This window comes from Tenacibaculum sp. TB-53, assembly GCF_059716285.2.
Window position 1 is genome coordinate 2136363 of sequence record NZ_CM202790.1, and the last position, 16164, is coordinate 2152526.

At 31.1% G+C, this 16164-nt stretch carries 19 protein-coding genes; 9 read left to right on the top strand and 10 right to left on the bottom strand.

The window, feature by feature from the left end; all coding sequences use genetic code 11:
* Positions 1–168 precede the first annotated feature (168 nt).
* Complete coding sequence (gene folK, locus AC3VJB_RS09745) at positions 169–1299, top strand: 2-amino-4-hydroxy-6-hydroxymethyldihydropteridine diphosphokinase (protein WP_437823210.1); 1131 nt, start codon at positions 169–171, stop codon at positions 1297–1299.
* Positions 1300–1326: 27 nt separating this feature from the next.
* On the opposite strand, the gene gldC is transcribed toward folK, so the two are convergent.
* Positions 1327–1665, bottom strand: coding sequence for a gliding motility protein GldC (gene gldC, locus AC3VJB_RS09750; RefSeq protein WP_047788614.1), 339 nt, complete (start codon positions 1663–1665; stop codon positions 1327–1329).
* Complete coding sequence (gene gldB, locus AC3VJB_RS09755) at positions 1665–2627, bottom strand: gliding motility lipoprotein GldB (RefSeq protein ID WP_437823213.1); 963 nt, start codon at positions 2625–2627, stop codon at positions 1665–1667. Before gldB ends, gldC begins: the two co-directional genes overlap by 1 nt.
* 92 nt (positions 2628–2719) lie before the next feature.
* Here gldB and nadE point away from each other — a divergent pair, with 92 nt between their 5' ends.
* Positions 2720–3508: an NAD(+) synthase gene (gene nadE / locus AC3VJB_RS09760; RefSeq protein ID WP_047788616.1), complete on the top strand. Its 789-nt coding sequence runs from the start codon at positions 2720–2722 to the stop codon at positions 3506–3508.
* A 47-nt stretch (positions 3509–3555) separates the two neighbouring features.
* On the opposite strand, the gene dnaG is transcribed toward nadE, so the two are convergent.
* Positions 3556–5565, bottom strand: a complete 2010-nt coding sequence (dnaG, locus tag AC3VJB_RS09765) for a DNA primase (protein ID WP_239179311.1) — start codon at positions 5563–5565, stop codon at positions 3556–3558.
* 137 nt (positions 5566–5702) lie between these two features.
* Here dnaG and AC3VJB_RS09770 point away from each other — a divergent pair, with 137 nt between their 5' ends.
* Entirely contained in the window at positions 5703–6620 is a 918-nt protein-coding gene (locus AC3VJB_RS09770; protein ID WP_389862534.1) for a leucine-rich repeat domain-containing protein, read from the top strand.
* Positions 6621–6693: 73 nt separating this feature from the next.
* Here the strand turns inward: AC3VJB_RS09770 and clpX are convergent, their stop codons facing one another.
* From clpX to AC3VJB_RS09790, 4 genes are all read right to left on the bottom strand, one after another.
* A complete protein-coding gene (clpX, locus tag AC3VJB_RS09775) occupies positions 6694–7932 on the bottom strand; it encodes an ATP-dependent Clp protease ATP-binding subunit ClpX (RefSeq protein WP_497667072.1) in 1239 nt (412 codons plus the stop codon).
* An 88-nt stretch (positions 7933–8020) separates the two neighbouring features.
* On the bottom strand, positions 8021–8680 hold the full coding sequence (clpP, locus tag AC3VJB_RS09780; protein WP_435255542.1) for an ATP-dependent Clp endopeptidase proteolytic subunit ClpP: 660 nt from the start codon (positions 8678–8680) through the stop codon (positions 8021–8023).
* A gap of 126 nt (positions 8681–8806) precedes the next feature.
* Complete coding sequence (gene tig, locus AC3VJB_RS09785) at positions 8807–10129, bottom strand: trigger factor (protein ID WP_274633258.1); 1323 nt, start codon at positions 10127–10129, stop codon at positions 8807–8809.
* A gap of 131 nt (positions 10130–10260) precedes the next feature.
* Positions 10261–10608, bottom strand: coding sequence for a phage holin family protein (locus tag AC3VJB_RS09790; RefSeq protein WP_497667073.1), 348 nt, complete (start codon positions 10606–10608; stop codon positions 10261–10263).
* A gap of 197 nt (positions 10609–10805) precedes the next feature.
* Here AC3VJB_RS09790 and AC3VJB_RS09795 point away from each other — a divergent pair, with 197 nt between their 5' ends.
* From AC3VJB_RS09795 to AC3VJB_RS09810, 4 genes are all read left to right on the top strand, one after another.
* Positions 10806–11372 carry a Crp/Fnr family transcriptional regulator gene (locus AC3VJB_RS09795; protein ID WP_497667074.1) on the top strand — a complete coding sequence of 189 codons (567 nt, stop codon included), beginning with the start codon at positions 10806–10808 and terminating at the stop codon, positions 11370–11372.
* Positions 11373–11434: 62 nt separating this feature from the next.
* Positions 11435–12013: an NAD(P)H-dependent oxidoreductase gene (locus tag AC3VJB_RS09800; protein WP_497667075.1), complete on the top strand. Its 579-nt coding sequence runs from the start codon at positions 11435–11437 to the stop codon at positions 12011–12013.
* A 118-nt stretch (positions 12014–12131) separates the two neighbouring features.
* Positions 12132–12626 (top strand): DUF2867 domain-containing protein, encoded by a 495-nt coding sequence (locus AC3VJB_RS09805; RefSeq protein ID WP_497667076.1) that lies wholly within the window; start codon positions 12132–12134, stop codon positions 12624–12626.
* 53 nt (positions 12627–12679) lie between these two features.
* Positions 12680–13102 (top strand): TlpA family protein disulfide reductase, encoded by a 423-nt coding sequence (locus tag AC3VJB_RS09810; RefSeq protein WP_497667315.1) that lies wholly within the window; start codon positions 12680–12682, stop codon positions 13100–13102.
* Between the two features lie 9 nt (positions 13103–13111).
* On the opposite strand, the gene AC3VJB_RS09815 is transcribed toward AC3VJB_RS09810, so the two are convergent.
* Entirely contained in the window at positions 13112–13483 is a 372-nt protein-coding gene (locus tag AC3VJB_RS09815) for a hypothetical protein (RefSeq protein ID WP_047788626.1), read from the bottom strand.
* 145 nt (positions 13484–13628) lie between these two features.
* Here AC3VJB_RS09815 and AC3VJB_RS09820 point away from each other — a divergent pair, with 145 nt between their 5' ends.
* Positions 13629–13886, top strand: a complete 258-nt coding sequence (locus AC3VJB_RS09820; RefSeq protein WP_047788627.1) for a hypothetical protein — start codon at positions 13629–13631, stop codon at positions 13884–13886.
* A 75-nt stretch (positions 13887–13961) separates the two neighbouring features.
* Here AC3VJB_RS09820 and AC3VJB_RS09825 read toward each other — a convergent pair whose 3' ends face one another.
* Both AC3VJB_RS09825 and AC3VJB_RS09830 read right to left on the bottom strand, forming a co-directional pair.
* Positions 13962–14729 (bottom strand): alpha/beta fold hydrolase, encoded by a 768-nt coding sequence (locus AC3VJB_RS09825; protein WP_253056286.1) that lies wholly within the window; start codon positions 14727–14729, stop codon positions 13962–13964.
* A 2-nt stretch (positions 14730–14731) separates the two neighbouring features.
* Positions 14732–15445, bottom strand: coding sequence for a pyridoxine 5'-phosphate synthase (locus tag AC3VJB_RS09830; RefSeq protein ID WP_073181874.1), 714 nt, complete (start codon positions 15443–15445; stop codon positions 14732–14734).
* A gap of 59 nt (positions 15446–15504) precedes the next feature.
* Between AC3VJB_RS09830 and AC3VJB_RS09835 the strand changes: the two genes are divergently transcribed.
* Positions 15505–16164 (top strand): CBS domain-containing protein, encoded by a 660-nt coding sequence (locus tag AC3VJB_RS09835; protein ID WP_047788630.1) that lies wholly within the window; start codon positions 15505–15507, stop codon positions 16162–16164.

The window sequence follows — 16164 nt, forward strand, 5'->3', positions numbered from 1 at the left end:
TCAGATCATTCCCCAATAATCATATAAAAATCTTACTCTATAAAGAAATCCACTACTATAACAAGTGACTAATAAAATACCCTACCTTTTTTTTGAAAAATTTATTTAAATAAAAAATCTTTTTTTAGCCTTTCTTTTTTTAGTTTTAGTTTTCTTTGCATCCCATTCATGAAAATACAACGAATTACATACATTTCTATAGGAACCAACCAAGGAGATAAGCTGGCTAACATTCAGAAAGCAATTAACTTAATTGCAGATAAAGTAGGTGCTGTATTAAAAGTAGCATCTGTATACGAAACGGCTTCATGGGGATTTGACAGTAATAATTTTTACAATACTTGTATTAAAGTTTCAACGTATTTACCTCCAGAACAGTTAATACTTAGATTACTTTCTATAGAAAAAGAGCTTGGAAGAACTCGAAAAAATACCGAAGGATATTCTGATAGGTTAATAGATTTAGATATTTTATTATTTGATGATGAGATTATCTTCTCTAAAACCTTAATCGTGCCACATCCAAGAATGTTAGAACGTAAATTCGCTTTAGTTCCTTTGGTTGATATTGCCCGTAATGTTATTCATCCAATAGAAAAAAAACATTTATATATTTGTTTAGAAAATTGCCCAGACACTTCTGAAATTATCAAGTTAGATGTAAAATTAGAAAGGCCAATTCCTATTACCGAAAAGTATAATTATATAGCTATTGAAGGTAATATTGGTGCCGGAAAAACATCATTAGCCAATATGATGTCTGATGAATTTAATGCAAAAATTGTCTTAGAACGTTTTGCGGACAATCCGTTTTTACCAAAGTTTTATAACGACAATGAACGCTATGCTTTTCCTTTAGAAATGAGTTTTTTAGCAGATCGTTACCAACAGCTTTCTGATGATTTAGCACAGTTCGATTTATTTAAAAATTTTATTGTTTCAGATTACTACATTTTTAAATCACTTATTTTTGCTCAAATTACTTTACATAGTGATGAGTATAAATTGTACAGAAAAATGTTTGATTTAATGTACAAAGAAATCACAAAGCCTGATTTATATGTGTATTTATATCAAAATACAGAGCGTTTGTTAGAAAACATTAAAAAACGCGGGCGCGATTACGAACAAAATATAGAAGCAAGTTATTTACAAAAAATCCATGATGGTTACAGTAATTTCATTAAAACACAACCTGATTTAAACATCCTAATTGTTGATGTTTCTGATTTAGATTTTGTAAACAATTCTAATGATTATGAAACAATTATTAATAAGATAAAAAATTACAATGCATAAAAAAAGCAGCTTTTAAAGCTGCTTTTTTTATTTCTGAATTAACTCTAGCTTTTCAGCAAAGTAATCGCAAAAATCACGCATGGTAGCACTCATTTTTTCGTCGTTTGTAGCTCTTTCAAAAGAGTTTGCCATAGACACTAAAGTTTGATGGAAAAATTGCTTCATTTCATCTACAGGCATATCTTTAGTCCATAAATCCATACGTAACGTATCTTTTTGTTTATGATCCCAAACAGATAGCATAATTGCTTTTGAAGCTTCATCTTTTATACCTCCGTCTTCTGCATTCCAAGTAATTTCTTCTGGAATTCTATTTTCGTCTAACCCTACTTTAAATGTTATTTTTGATGTATGTTCTATCGCCATTATCTTTTTGGTTTATATCTTGAGTTTTTGAAAATCTCCTCTTCACTCGTTTGTAATAATTGATGCAAAGATACATCATTCTTTTGCATGTACGAACGTACGATTTGCCAACCAATCCACTCTCCTATTCTTCCTGGAGATTGACTATCTTCTTCCATATAAAACTTAGAAAAAGGAGCTAAATCTAAAAAGCGTTTATCTACATCTTTACTAGTACTGTACAACAAATCTTTTTCTATAAAATACATCCATATTTGTTCTTCATTACTCTCTGCCCACTCTAGTTTTTTTTGTGAATACCCTATTTTTACAGCATCGGCTACGTTAGGTAAATAAGCATCTAGCAAATACATTTTTTTTCCTCGATAAATCATTTTATCTATGAAACTCCTTGCCATACTAGGTAGCATTTGTTTACCTACTATAGCCTTGGCAACGTCAACTACGATGTGCTTTTTAGTATTATTTTGTTTTACATAAGCTGGATAATCATTATAAAATTCATGTTTTTCACCTAAATAAGCATCTAAAGAAACCAACAACAAACTATCTGTATATACAATTCTGTTATTATAATCAATATTTGTTAGCATGGTAATCACTTTCGGACTAACAAACCTTGGGTTATAATATTTTACATGCTTAAACAATGATATTAATTGCTCCTTTTCTTCTTCGATATCAGAAAAAACCTTTTGAGTTTCAGCAAATAATTCTTGCTCATCTTTATTATTAATCTTATTTATCCAAACACTATCAGGTTGTGGAGGGAAAAGCATCGGGTACTTTTCTTTTGTCTTAGTAAGCTCGTTTGTTTTAGTTGTATAAAAGTCAACATCAAAACGTTCTAAATTGACATTTACACTAATATTAGATACATCAACATCTAACTTATTACTTTCTTCGTTTTTACATGAAAAACTTATAAAAACTAAGGCAACTAGTGCTAAAATTTTTCTCATGAACTTTAGTATATTTACATTCTAAATTACAACGTCGAAATTACTAAATTAGTTTTTACCTCTTAACTGTAAACTCTTAAAATATCACAAAAATGAATACTCCTAAGGTTGCTGAACACATTATAAATTGGTTAAAAGATTACGCTACTAATGCAAAAGTGAATGGTTTTGTTGTAGGAATTTCTGGTGGTATTGATAGTGCAGTTACCTCTACTTTGTGTGCTAAAACTGGTTTACCTACGTTGTGTGTTGAGTTACCTATTCATCAAGCTAAAAGTCAGGTAAACAGAGCTAATGAACACATAAAACAATTAAAAGAACGTTTTAGCAATGTGAGTGAAGCAGAGGTAAACTTAACCTCTACTTTTGAAGATTTTAAAACGGTGGTTCCTCCAATAGAGTCTTCTCCTAAAGTTGATTTAGCTTTAGCAAACACTCGTGCTCGTTTACGTATGACAACCTTATACTATTTTGCTGGGTTGCACGGTTTATTAGTTGCAGGAACTGGAAACAAAGTGGAGGATTTTGGTGTTGGGTTTTATACCAAATACGGTGATGGCGGTGTAGATTTAAGTCCTATTGCTGACTTAGTAAAATCAGAAGTATATGAATTGGCCGCATATTTAGATGTTCCTTCTTCTATTCAAAAAGCACAACCTACTGATGGTTTATTTGGTGATAGTAGAACAGACGAAGACCAAATAGGAGCTTCATACGACGAGTTAGAATGGGCAATGGAAATGCAAGATGCTGGTAAAACTGTGGATGACTTTTCTGGTAGAGAACTAGAGGTATATAAAATATACACGCGTCTTAACCGAATTAATCAGCATAAAATGATACCTATTCCTATTTGTGAAATTCCTAAAGAATTTAAATAATAAAATAATTTTACTTTTCTATTAATTTTATTCTTAGTAAGTGATATTTAGATTACACGGTTTAATTTTTCAAAAAGACGTTTTTTCAACCCTGTATAATTACCTATTTCTTCTAGATTAGGCACTGCTTTTTGCTCTTGGCTTTCTTGTAGGATTTCTTTAATTTTTTCTTCAATTAAGACTCTACGCAAGTTTAAAATAGCATCAGTTACCAACTTTGGAAGAATTTTAACGGTTTCTGTTACAAAAACCTCTTTGCGTTCCCAATCACTTAGGTTATATTTTTCTTCATCCATCAAAATATTAGTTACTAAACTAGATATTTGTGGATTTTCGTGCATTACCAAATGATCTACTTTAATTTTTTCATCTTGATTTAATTGATGAATTAACTCATAGTAGGTTAATCGAAATATTTCGTTGGTAAACTCTATTTCATCTTCTTGTAAGTTCAAGTACAACTCATTTGAAACCGTATTTTGATATTCTTCTTTTTCTAAAAATGGACGCCCTCTTTCATCAACTGCATCTACCCAGTTTACAAAATCAACAACTTCATTTCCGTATAACAACAATATTCTAATAACCTCTTTTTCAAGAATATTTAATTGGTTGATATTGTGTTGCAACTTCCCTTTTCCTCCTTTTATTGCTTCCATTGAAGCTTGTCCTTGCTCTTGAAAGTATTCTGAAGGTGGTTGGTTAGGGTCTTGCCCTGCACTACTCTTTCTCGTTGCTGTTGCTCCTTTTTTTAACAACTGGGCTAACTCACTAAATAATACTCTCTCGGAAATGTCCATAATACGTGCACACTCTTGCACATACACTTCCCGTTGAATACCATCAGGAATTTTAGAAATACTTGTAACTATATCTCGAATTAAACCTGCTTTTTTTACAGGATCATTCGCTGCTTCTTTCATTAATAAAGAAACTTTGAACTCTATAAAGTCTTGTGATTTTTCTTCTAAATATTGTTTTAATTCAGCATTCGAATGCGCTTTAGCAAAACTATCAGGGTCTTCACCTTCTGGAAAAGCTACTACCCTAACGTTCATTCCTTGCTCAAGAATTAAATCTATTCCACGAATTGAGGCTCTAATTCCAGCTGCATCACCATCAAAAAGCACAGTTATATTCTGTGTTAATCGATTTACCAAACGAATTTGATCGGGTGTTAATGCTGTACCAGAAGAGGCTACGACATTTTCAATTCCTGATTGATGAAATGAAATTACATCAGTATATCCTTCTACTAAAAAGCAGTTATCTTCTTTCGCTATTTCTTTTTTAGCTTGGTATAGACCGTAAAGAATTTTACTTTTATGATAGATATCACTCTCAGGAGAATTGAGGTATTTTGCGGCCTTTTTATCGTTAGTAAGTATTCTACCTCCAAAACCTAAAATACGACCAGACATACTGTGAATAGGAAACATCACACGCCCTTTGAATCGGTCGAACTTCCTATCTTCTGCTCCTCCTTCTTTTACAATTGTTAAACCAGTAGATTTTAGATATTTTAAATCATACCCTTTGTCCAACGCTGCTTTGGTAAAATTATCCCATTCGTCTTTACAATACCCTAAATCAAACTTTTCAATAGTATCTTCTCTAAACCCTCTCTCTTTGAAATAAGACAGCCCAATTGCTCTTCCGTTTTGTGTATTCATTAATACATCATGAAAGTAGTCTTTGGCAAATTTTGAAACCAGGAACATACTTTCTCGCTCATTCATCTGCTGTTTTTGTTCATCAGACTGCTCGGTTTCTTCAATTTCAATATTGTATTTTTTAGCTAACCACCTTATTGCTTCTGGGTAGGTATAATGCTCGTGTTCCATTAAAAATGAAATTGCATTCCCTCCTTTTCCCGTACTAAAATCTTTCCATATTTGTTTTACAGGCGATACCATAAACGAAGGAGTACGTTCGTCTGTAAACGGACTTAACCCTTTAAAGTTACTTCCTGATTTTTTTAACTGAACGAATTCTCCTATCACCTCTTCTACTCGAGCGTTCTCAAAAACTTTATCAATGGTTTGTTGGGTTATCATATACTACAGAAATACAGCAAACAAATATACTACTAGTTTTAAAAGTTATTTTATTGTTACAAAACTCTAGGCAAATTTAATTTGCTAAAAACATATAATTACATAATTTTGACAAAAATTTCCCCAAATACAAATTAATGAAAATAATTACTTCAGCTTGTTTTGCAACTTTTTTTGCATTTAACATATATTCACAAGAAACAATTCGTATTCCTGATATTGGCTTAGAAGAATGTTTAATTAACTTAAAAATTGACTCGAATGGTTTGAACGGTAGTATTACAATTAGTGATGCTGAGTATGTTACCAACTTAAATGTTAATGATCCTGTTACTAATAAAGATTTACCTAATGTATATTCTAAAATTAAAGACTTAACAGGCTTAGAAAGTTTTCCTAATTTAAGACGTTTAGATTGTTTTGGCAATGAAATTACTAAAATTGATTTATCACAAAGCTCTTCTATTAGTTTTTTAAACTGTAGTGAAAATAAAATTGAACGTTTGGATGTTAGCAAAAATCATAATTTAACTTATATAAGTTGTGATTATAACAAATTAACATCTTTAATACTTGGTGAAAACCCAAACATTCAAAGTTTATACGCTAGTTACAATCAACTTACTACGTTAGACGTTTCAAACTGCCCTAACTTAGAAAGTATGGATGTTACTGGTAATAAAATTAAAACTATAATTGTTAGTGAAAAGCAATTAGCTAACATTCCTCAAGGATGGTATAAAGACGAAAAAACTACATATACAACCAGTAATGGTACTGTTTCTGATAACAATGTAGCAAAAGAAGAGATTGTTGTAGAACAGGAAGAAAATAAAGTAGAATCTACTGAAAACAAACCTAAGGAAATAAAAAAACCTGTACAAAAGTATGCCGAAAGCTTTATAAAATTGGTTGTTTCTGAATATGAAAAAAGTGTATTAAACGAAACATATTTAAAGCAGATAAGAGAAGATCTTATGTACAAATATGATATTAAAGACGAAGAGATTACTAAATGGATACAGCAATATAGTAAGCTTCATAAAACAGAATAACATATTTAGTTTCAAACGTACTAAAAAAGCCATCAAATTTGATGGCTTTTTTTATTTCTTTCAGTTAATATTTTTAAGATGCTGCTCTTAATTTTTTTAATGCCGATTTTGTTAGTTTAGATTCAGCATATTCTTTTGTTACCTTAAATTCTTTTTCATCAGAACTTGGCATATCGAACATTGCATCAGTTAAAATTGCTTCGCATAAAGAACGTAAACCACGAGCACCTAACTTGTATTCTACCGCCTTATCAACAATAAACTGTAATGCTTCTTCCGTCATTGTGAACTCAACATCATCCATAGCAAACAATTTAGTGTATTGCTTTACTATTGAATTTTTAGGTTCTGTTAAAATAGCTCGTAATGTTTCTGCATCTAGTGGATTCATATAACTCAACACCGGTAAACGACCAATAATTTCTGGTATTAATCCGAAAGATTTTAAATCTAATGGTGTAATGTATTGTAACAAGTTATCTTGATCTATTTTATCCTCTTCAACCGAAGCGCTATATCCTACAGCTTGCATGTTTAAACGCTTGCTGATAATTCTATCAATTCCAGAAAAAGCTCCTCCAGCGATAAATAAAATATCTTTGGTATTTACTTCGATAAATTTTTGTTCTGGGTGCTTTCTTCCTCCTTTAGGCGCTACATTTACCACAGCTCCTTCTAATAGTTTTAACAACGCTTGTTGCACTCCTTCACCAGAAACATCACGTGTAATAGACGGATTATCACCTTTACGAGCAATCTTATCTATTTCATCAATAAATACAATACCTCTTTCTGCTTTTTCAACATCATAATCAGCTGCTTGTAACAAACGACTAAGGATGCTCTCAACATCTTCTCCTACATAACCTGCTTGGGTTAAAACAGTAGCATCAACAATAGAAAACGGCACGTTTAACATTTTTGCAATAGTACGCGCTACTAAGGTTTTTCCTGTTCCTGTTTCACCAACTAAAACAATGTTAGATTTTTCAATTTCTACTTCGTCTTCATCTCCTCTAGTTTGCAATAATCTTTTGTAGTGATTATATACTGCTACAGACATTGCTTTTTTGGTTTCATCTTGACCAATAATATACTCATCTAAAAAAGCTTTGATTTCTTTCGGCTTTTTTAAAGTTAGGTCTTTTGATAAATCACTTGTTTTAAGTTCCGCTATTTCCTCCTCTACAATTCCATGAGCCTGCTCTATACATTTATCACATATATGAGCATCTAAACCTGCAATTAATAAATCGGTTTCAGGTTTTTTACGACCACAAAAGGAACATTGTAAATTTTCTTCTTTCGACATTATCTTATGCTTTAGGCATTAGGCTTTAAGGCTTTATGCAAATACTATTTTTAGCGTGTCGCATATTGCTTAGTGCTTAATGCAAAAATTATTTTCTAGTTAAAATTTCGTCAACCATTCCGTAAGCTTTCGCTTCATCGGCTTTCATCCAATAATCTCTATCAGAATCTTTGTTTACTTTTTCTATAGTTTGACCTGAGTGTTTTGCGATAATTTCATACAACTCATCTTTTAATTTTAAAATTTCACGAGCTGTAATTTCGATATCAGATGCTTGTCCTTGAGCACCTCCTAACGGTTGGTGAATCATGATACGAGAATGTGGTAACGCTGAACGCTTTCCTTTTTCTCCTGCACACATTAATACTGCTCCCATAGAAGCTGCCATACCAGTACAAATAGTTGCTACATCTGGCTTAATAAATTGCATGGTATCGTAAATACCTAAACCAGCATACACTCCTCCTCCTGGTGAGTTGATATAAATTGAAATATCTTTATTAGCATCTACACTTTCTAAGAATAATAATTGTGCTTGAATTATGTTAGCTACTTGATCGTTAATACCTGTACCTAAAAAGATAATTCTATCCATCATTAAACGAGAAAAAACATCCATTTGAGTAATATTCATTTGGCGTTCTTCCATAATGTATGGAGTTAAGCTACTTGTTATTTTTCCGTAGTAGTTGCTATTTATTCCGTGGTGCTTAGTTGCGTATTTTTCGAACTCTTTTCCGTAATCCATTTAAAATGTTTTTAGGTTATAATGATGTAAATATAAGAACTATTTCGTTAGTATTTTGTTACAGTTAATGGCTAAAAAAACCTGAATGTAGATTCAGGTTTTTCTTATTACATCAGTTATAAACTGTTATTTGTATACTTCTTTAATGAAATCTTCAAAAGAAACTTCTTTAGTATCAAAACTCATGTTTTCTTTATAGAAAGCTAATAATTTCTGAGAAATTAATTGCTCTTGTAAACGACGAGCTTCATCTTGATTTTGTAAGATTCTTCCTGCGATATCTTCTAACTCTTTTTCTTCTGGATTCATGTTACCAAACTGAGCCATTTGAGCTCTAATAAATCCTTTAGCGTAGTCTACTAACTCTGCATAGTCTAATTTGATATCGTTATCTTTCATAATCTTTCCTTCAATTAATTGGTAACGTAATCCTTTTTCAGACTTGTTGTACTCTTCAACAGCTTCTTCAGCAGTTAATTCTTTTTCTCCTGCAGTTTGTAACCACTTTTGTAAGAATTCAACTGGTAAATCAAATTTAGTATTCTCTACTAAGTTCTCAGTAATTGCGTTTAACAATTGTTGATCTGCTTGTTGTTGAAATTGCTTTTCTGCGTCTTCTTTAATTTTATCTTTTAAATCAGTTACAGTTTTTACGCTTCCGTCAGCAAATAACTTGTCAAATAATTCTTGATCTAATTCTGCTGGTTCTATCTCAGTAATTTCTTCAATAGTAAATGTTACAGGAATGTCTAAGTCGTGAACCTCATCGTGAGATACGCCTAAAGCTCCTTGTAACTTGTGCTCGTCTTCGAATAAGTTTTTAGTTTTTAACTCTAAAACATCTCCTACTTTAGCACCAACAAACTTCTTTAAGTTTGTTTTTCCTTTAATATCTTTTACAGAAATTGTAGACTTTTTGTTGATTTCTTTCTCTTCGTTTACGAAAGTACCAGTAACGTTAGTTTCTTCTGTAGCTTCGTCTTTAGCAGACATTTTTCCGTAACGAGATTGAATGTTTTCAACTTCTTTCTCGATTAACTCGTCTGTAGCAACGATGTTATATTGAGTTACTTTGTTTTTTGGTTGTAAGTTTACGTCGAACTCAGGAGCTAATCCTAATTCAAACTCAAAAGAGAATTTATCAGCATCCCAATTGAAATCTTCTTGAACTCTTGGTAATGGGTTACCTAAGATATCTAACTTCTCTTCAACTAAGAATTTGTTTAACGACTCTTGTAAAAGCTTGTTTACCTCATCAATCATTACTGATTTTCCGTATTGCTTCTTAACCATTCCCATTGGTACGTGACCTTTTCTAAAACCTGGAATGTTCGCTGTTTTACGGTAATCGTTTAATACTTTTGTTACTTTATCTTGATAATCTTCTGCAACAATATCAACTTTTACAACTGCATTTAATGCATCTACGTTTTCTTTTGTTATATTCATCTTAAAAATCTGTTTCTTAAAAAATCGGGTGCAAAATTACTACTTTATTTATTGATAACCAATACTTTTAAACATAAAAATATCTACTTTTTTATCACCCTTATTTTCTAGTTTTTACTGTGTTAGGTTACTTATTCGTCTCCTTCTTTTAATAGCGAAAATAGTAACGATCTAAAAATTGACAACAACACACTGAACAAGAGTGCTGTAAAAAATCCGCTAACTGCAAATCCTGACACTAATTTATCTGCCAATAAAATAATTACCGCATTAATTACAAATAGGAACAACCCTAGTGTAACAATGGTTGCTGGTAGTGTAAAAAACACTAGTAATGGACGCACAAATAAGTTTAACAAGGCTATAACCACTGCCACAATTACTGCAGTTGTATAACTTGCCACGGTTACTCCTGGTAAAATATTTGCCAATACAATTACCACTAATGCTGTTAACAATACTTTTAAAAACGTTTTCATTTTTCTTTTTTATTTAAGTTAGTTATGAATTATAAATTTACTCTTTTTCACTGAAACTATTAACTCATAACACTCCATTATACTTTACCACAACCATACCAAAAACAGAAACCTGCTGTTTTGGCAGGTTTAAAAACTTTGTTTTAGTTTTTGGGATTTTAATTTAACTTCGCTTTATTCTTAACCAAGACAATAAAATGCTCAAAAAACACCTAACTTCATATAATATTCTTACTGAAGAAGAAATAGACAATTTTATAAGTTTAGTCAGTTATAAAAAACTTAACAAAGGTGATTTTTTTATTCAAGAAGGAAGCACTTGCAAAGAAGTAGCTTTTATTGCCTCGGGTATTTTCAGGTCTTTTTATCATTCCTCAGACGAAAAAGAAGCTACGTATTGTTTACTATCAGAAAACTCTTTTGTTACTGCGTATTCATCGTTTATTTCTCAAACAAAAACTAACGAAAATATTCAAGCATTAACCGATGCTGAGCTATATAGCATTACCAAAGAACAATTTGTAGCGCTAGAAAACTCAAGCTCCAATTGGTTACGTCTTTTTAAAATATTTGCAGAACAAGAATATATAAATCTTGAAAACAGAATATTTGTTTTGCAAAATGAAAGCGCTGAAAACCGTTACAAAAAACTGTTAAAAACGCATCCAAACTACTTAAAAACTATCCCGTTACAGTACCTAGCTTCATATTTAGGCATAACACAACGACATTTAAGCAGAATTAGAAAATCAGTTTTTTATTAGACAATTGTCCTTTTTAAGCTTGTAAAACCAACCGTACTTTGCTTCATAATCTTAACTATAGTATGAAGCATATTTTATTAATAAACGGACACCCAGATAAAGAAAGTTTTAACCATGCACTAGCAGCTTCCTACAAAAGAGGAGCTTTAGAAACCGAAGCTGTTATTGAAGAAATAACTATCACTGACTTAAACTTCAATCCGAATCTTAAATTTGGTTACCGAAAAAGAACGGAACTTGAACCTGATTTACAAGAAGCTTTAACTAAAATTAAAAAATCAGATCATATTGTATGGTTCTTTCCTGTTTGGTGGGCTGGTTACCCTGCAATAATGAAAGGTTTTATTGACAGGACTTTTTTACCCGGAATTACATTCCAACCTATTGAAGGAAAACCTTTTCCTGAAAAGCTTTTAAAAGGTAAAACTGCTCGACTTATCATAACTTCTGACACTCCAAGTTGGTATGATTATCTGTTTATGAAAAGACCTGCCATTAGACAATTTAAAAAAGGAACACTAGAGTTCTGTGGCATTAAACCTGTTAAAACTACTTTCTTATCAACAATTAAAAATTCAAGCCCTAAACAACGAAATAAGTGGTTAGAGAAAGTACATACCTTAGGTAAAAACCAACAGTAACTTAACTTTTTTTTGGTTAAAAAAATACTAGTTTATGTTAAAATTTAAATAGCTATATGCTAAAATCCTACAATTACTATTTATATATTTACATACATATCTTTATAAGATTAGTAATATGAAAAAAGTTAAAGAAGATAAAACTCTTTTGAATAAAGACATTAAAAAACTACTTCCTAAAATAAATTTTTATGATACATTCTCTACCACCAATCATACAAACACAATAGAAGAAATTGTAAATTTAATCTTTAATAAACCTCCAGTTTGGGTAGACTTTTTATTTAAATTACGTAATAAAATTGCTGCTTTTTTTAATTTAAAAAACAACTACCCTGGTGATTATAACGAGCGGTTTGATGTTGTCGGATATGTAAGTTTCTTTAAAATTTTTTCTATATCTAGCAATGAAGTTGTATTAGGTGCTAATGACACTCATTTAAATTTTAGAGCAATCGTACACAACAATCACGATCCTTTTCACAACATCAAAGTTATTACGTTGGTTGAATACAATAATAAAAAAGGTGAAGCATACATGAAGCTTATAAAACCTTTTCATAGGTTAGTTGTTAAGAGAATGGTTAAAAATGCTTACAATTTAAATAATTAACTTTTTGTACTTTTGAGCTATTAAAAAATAACCCTATTAAACCTGTAACCTCAATAAAAGTAACCGATTTTAATCAAAACGAAGTTAACTTACTTGAAAAGTATGCTAACAAAATTCTATTATTGTTGTTTTACAACAATGCTTGTTTAGGATGTACGGGTAGAGCTATACCACTTGCTTATCAATTTAAGCAAGATTACAAGGATATTGAAGTTATAGGCATCCATAGTAATTTTACAAGCAACAATGTTTCTAAAGAAGATATTCTAAGCATTTTCACCATCAACGAACTTCCATTCCCAATTTACATTGATAAAGATCACAAAATGTACGATTTCTTTAATTCGGAAGGAACGCCTCAATGGGTGTTACTAACCGCAAAAGGTGAAGTATATCGATCTATTTTTGGGTCGCAAGATAATGCTCAAAATAGATTATATTACGCCTTAGAAAGTTTAACCAAAACAAGTAATTAGATTAGCTAGTTATTCTTTTAACACCTTCGCTACTTGACTGGCTATTGCCTCTTTAACTTCTTTATCTTCTTGTAACAAATACAACAAACTATCTTTTAAACGACTATTAATATCTTTGATTTTATATATTGAAGAAGGTTCGTTTGTTACTGACAAAAGCATTTCTTCTTTACCTGTTAATAACCAAGTTGGGTTTATTTCAGGAAAAGAATGTAGAATTTTGTTTAAAACATTACTTTTAAATGATGATTTTCTTCGTATTGCCGTTCCAATAGAGTTGTTAGAAACATCAATGATTTCTTCAAAAGACCTTATATTTAACCTTTTATAGTTAATCACCTCCTCTACCCTTTTATATGTTTCATCTACAAAGTCGCTCATTAAAAATAACTTTTTTCTAAAATTTATTTAATTTTGTTTTCGTGTTTAGATTTTTGTTTGTATTTTTACTTCGTAATAAGTACACAATACGTACAAATATAAATTAAAAAGTGCTATCAACTTCTAAAAAACAACTTGAGTTTTTATGATAACTGCTACACAACGAAAAGAATTAGAAAAAATTAAGCCACCTAAATACCGCGACAAGGTAAAAAACTACTTGAGTAAAAACGGTCATGATTTCTCTTTAGAAACCATACAAAAAGTATACTCAGGTAAAAGGAAAAACTTAATTGTTGAAAAAGCTATAGTAAATGTTTTTTACAACTACATGAAAAACCAACAAATAATTGATGACAATATCAACTATTTAATTGACGAGATAAACAGTGATTTCCCTTAATAATTTTTTTGTTTTTCGCCGGGGGGCGATTATTTTAAGCGAGGGACTAGGGATTAATAAATTCCTCCTCGCTTTTTATTTTAAAAAAGTTACAGCTTCTTTATAAAAATATTCTGGATTTTCAGCATGCAGCCAGTGTCCAGCATTGGGTATTGTTTTTATCACTGCTTTTGGAAAATGTGCCTGAATTAATGGCTCATCTTCTTTTGATATATATCCTGAATTCGATCCACGCAAAAACAACGTTTTTCCTTCAAAAACTGTAAAAGACGGCAACGCAACACCTACTTCACTATTATTTTCTGTTAACGACTTTAAATTAAAACGAAACCCTAATTCGTCTTTCGTTTTTCTATACACATTCTTGGCTAAAAATTGACGGATTCCTTTTTCTGGAATTAACTCAGCTAATTTTTCATCTACTAACTTACGTGAAGTTTGCACCGAAAAATCTACGGAGTTTAACGCCGCTAAAATTTCGTGATGATGTGGCGGATACATTCTTGGAGAAATATCGGCTACAATTAGTTTATTTACTAACTCAGGGTATTCGGTTGCAAATAACATTACTGTTTTTCCTCCCATAGAATGCCCTAACAAATCTACTTTTTTAAGATTATGATATTGAATGTAATTATACAAATCTCCTACCATTAACTCATAATCAAAAGCGTCCGAATGAAAACTTCGTCCATGATTACGCTGATCTATTAAGTGCACCTCAAAACCATCTTCTGCAAATTTATTGGCATGCGACTTCCAATTGTCTCCCATACCAAAGTATCCATGCAAAATAAGTAACGGGGATCCTTCTCCAATGATTTTTGAATGTAATACTTCCATAATTATTGCAAACGATGTAAATACATATTCACAACATTTTCTAAGCCTAAATATAAACTTTCAGATATTAACGCATGCCCTATAGACACTTCAGCCAAATGAGGAATATTTTGTTTAAAAAATTGAATATTATCTAAGCTTAAATCATGACCTGCATTAACTCCTAAACCTAATTCATTTGCTAAAATTGCAGCTTCCGCGTATGGTTTTACCGCTTCTTTGTTTCCTTTTTCGTACTGCGTGGCAAACTCCTCTGTATACAACTCAACTCTATCGGCTCCTGTTTTAGCCGCAGCTTCAATTAACTTTAAATTTGTATCAATAAAAATTGATGCTCTAATTCCTGCTTCTTTAAACTCAGCAATCACATCTTTTAAATACGATTGATGTGTTATAGTATCCCAACCAGCGTTAGATGTAAGTTGATCAACGCTATCAGGCACCAACGTTACTTGTGTTGGTTTAATTTCTAACACCATTTGTTTAAATTTATCAATTGGATTTCCTTCAATATTATATTCAGTTGTTACAATTGATTTTAAATCATAAGCATCTTGGTAACGAATATGACGTTCATCTGGCCTTGGATGAATTGTGATTCCTTCGGCCCCAAAACTTTGTATGTCAGTTGCTACTTTTAGTAAATTAGGCACGTTACCACCTCTAGAATTACGAAGTGTAGCTATTTTATTAATATTAACACTTAACTTTGTCATGTTGTAAAATTATAGGACAAAGGTAACGCATTCAAACATTTTAAACTATATTCGTAGTAATGAAAATCAATGATTTTATATTAAAAGAAATTAAAGCACTTACGCTAAACGACACAGTGAAAAGTGCTCAAAAGCTGTGTAATGATTTACCTATAACTCATATTCCTGTTGTTGAAAACGACAGATTAATAGGTTGTTTACCTGAAAGTGATATTCAAACTATTGAAAATAAAAATCGTACACTGAGTGAATACTCTTATTTACTAGATCATTTTTACACAAATGAAAATGCTACACTACTCGATTTAATTACTTTATTTGCTGATAACGACTCGAATTTAATTCCTGTTATAGATAAAAACCTGCATTATGTAGGCTATTATGAATTGAGTGATATTTTAGATGCTTTTGCTAACAGCCCTTTTTTACATAATGAAAGTGATACTTTAATTATTGACAAGAATAAAACAGATTATTCTATGGGGCAAGTAGCTCAAATAGTTGAAGCCAATAACGGTAAATTATTAGGTGCATATATTTCTTCAGAAAACATAAATAGCATTGAAGTAACCCTTAAAGTTGTTTCAGAAGAAATAAATGAAATTATTCAAACATTTCGTAGGTACGGTTACAACGTTATTACACAACACGAAGATGATTTTTATTTAGAAGAACTTAAAGATAGAGCTGCTTATTTAAGAAAGTACTTGGATATGTAA